We start from the raw sequence: 2,312 nt of genomic DNA, 5'->3' as shown, positions 1-2,312 counted from the left end.
TGTCAGGGTAAAATAAAAAAGGATGCCACTTCGATCAGGGCTGTAAGTAACTTTTGTGCATTTATGACGATAGAAATCCTGCTCTATGTACTTCAGTTCCTCTTTTTTTTATATCTAGATTTTTCAACGTTCAGACTTATGGTTACATTTTAAACAGGATGTTATTGCAATTAAAGGGCGTATTGCAATAATTTATTCTTTAAGATCAAAACCCCCTCCGAAGCATTCATGGGAATCAACTCCAATGGGTTTCTTAAATTCGGTATCGAAGCAGGTTTTGGATCAATATAGAATAAAGGCGTGTTTTTTTTAGTAAAATCAATCAATCCAGCCGCTGGATAGACTTGTAATGAAGTGCCTATTACGGCAAAATAATCAGCTGTTTCAGTGATTCTAATTGCTTCATCCAGCGCGGGAACAGCTTCGCCAAACCATACAATATGAGGACGTAATTGGTTTCCATTAGTATCAGTATCGCCAAGGAATAGATCGGTTTTCCAGTCTAAAATATCATTTTCATTATTGACAGCTCGTACTTTTAGTAATTCGCCGTGAAGATGTAAAACGTTTGTACTTCCTGCTCTTTCATGTAAATCATCTACATTTTGAGTGATGATATGTATGTCAAAGTCACGTTCCATTTTGGCTAAAAGTTGGTGTCCCAAATTTGGTTGTACTTCAAAAAGTTGTTTGCGTCTTTGATTATAAAAGTCTAATACTAATTCGGGATTTTTATGAAAACCTTCGGGTGTAGCCACTTCCATTACGTTATGACCTTCCCAAAGACCATCACTGTCTCTAAAGGTTTTGATACCACTTTCGGCACTAATTCCAGCTCCTGTGAGTATTACTAATTTCTTTTTCATGCGGATTTTGTTACGATTTCAAAGCTACAAAATTGAGAGAAAGGATGCTTTTATTAAATGAATTTTAATGTAGAGCAGGTTTTGCGTGAGGGATAGCAACGGAAATCCTTGTGGGGGCAGGCATTTATGCCCCCACAAGATTGTAGTGAATAGCCCGACCCGCAGGGACACGCCCAAATACTTGACACTCTTTTATTTTTTATTATTTTTGCCCAAAAAGTTTCTCATGATAGATTTAGATTACCTCCATTTTCTTGAAAACATACTCACGGATAATCGCAAAGAAAAATTTCTAAAAGTATTAAATAATAGAACCAATCATTTTACTGTTGCTGTTGAAGATATTTTTCAAATGCACAATACGAGTGCAGTGATGCGGAGTTGTGAGGTTTTTGGAATCCAAGAATTGAACGTTATTGAACAACGTTACGGAAAAAGAATCGATAAGGAAATCGCAATGGGGGCTCAAAAATGGGTTGATATTAACGCATTTGATAGCATTTCGAATTGTGTGGATACGCTGAAAAATAAGGGATACCAAATTATTGCAACGACTCCGCATGAGAATGATTGCTTGCTGGAGGATTTTGATATTAGTAAACCTAGTGCCTTGTTTTTTGGAACAGAAAGAGATGGTTTGTCAGCGGAAATTTTAGAGCGTGCTGATGGTTTCCTTAAAATTCCGATGGTAGGGTTTACAGAGAGTTTAAATATCTCCGTTTCGGCAGCCATAATTATTCAGAGTTTGACGAATCGATTGCAACAATCAGACATTAATTGGCATTTGACCGAGGAAGAAATTTTGATAAAACGTTTGGCTTGGGCAAAGAATTCGATTAAGGATATCAAACGTATTGAAGCGAGGTACTACGAAGATAATCCGAGATAAATCATAAAATAATAAAGCCACGAATTGCCAAATTATGATTTTTAATTCGGCAATTCGTGGCTTTTTAAGGTAGTGCTTAAATGGTATTATTTTCTTTTAAGGAATAAGTACAATCCCATCAAACTGACCACTAAAACCCCCAAAGCCGATAAAGCCATCACTAAATCACGGATGTTTTTTCCAGCCCAATCCATGAATAAATATTTATGCAGGATCGCAAAGCTATAGCCTTCGGTTCTTTTAGAATCAGTTACTACTGATGCTAATCTTGAAGTAGCGGGTTCGATATAAAAAGTAGCATTGTCAGCCGTATCATAACTCAATTTCACCACAGGCAAACGTTTGTTTACAAAACCATATTCACGATTATCAAACTGATATAAATAGTCTGTTTTTAATAATTTGGCGTTTTTGATACACGAATTAGTATTTTCAACATCACAACAATCTGCTGGAAGTTCCGTGTCAGCTATCATCATTTTGGCAAACTTACTAGCTAAGAATACAGCATATTGTTCTTCTAATTTTGGCGTTTCAATTCCTGTTTTAGCATCAAT

The 2,312-nt window shown here is 36.1% G+C and carries 2 protein-coding genes and 1 pseudogene; 1 reads left to right on the top strand and 2 read right to left on the bottom strand.

The window, feature by feature from the left end; all coding sequences use genetic code 11:
- Positions 1-170 precede the first annotated feature (170 nt).
- Positions 171-866, bottom strand: coding sequence for an SIR2 family NAD-dependent protein deacylase (locus WBQ70_RS11735; protein WP_423914393.1), 696 nt, complete (start codon positions 864-866; stop codon positions 171-173).
- 226 nt (positions 867-1,092) lie between these two features.
- Between WBQ70_RS11735 and WBQ70_RS11730 the strand changes: the two genes are divergently transcribed.
- Positions 1,093-1,755, top strand: coding sequence for a TrmH family RNA methyltransferase (locus tag WBQ70_RS11730; protein ID WP_423914391.1), 663 nt, complete (start codon positions 1,093-1,095; stop codon positions 1,753-1,755).
- 86 nt (positions 1,756-1,841) lie between these two features.
- On the opposite strand, the pseudogene WBQ70_RS11725 reads toward WBQ70_RS11730, so the two are convergent.
- A pseudogene (locus tag WBQ70_RS11725) lies at positions 1,842-2,312 on the bottom strand (PepSY domain-containing protein); the annotation flags it as partial.

This window comes from Flavobacterium sp., from assembly GCF_049590715.1.
GTDB lineage: Bacteria > Bacteroidota > Bacteroidia > Flavobacteriales > Flavobacteriaceae > Flavobacterium.
This window is presented reverse-complemented; position numbering and strand designations above follow the sequence as displayed.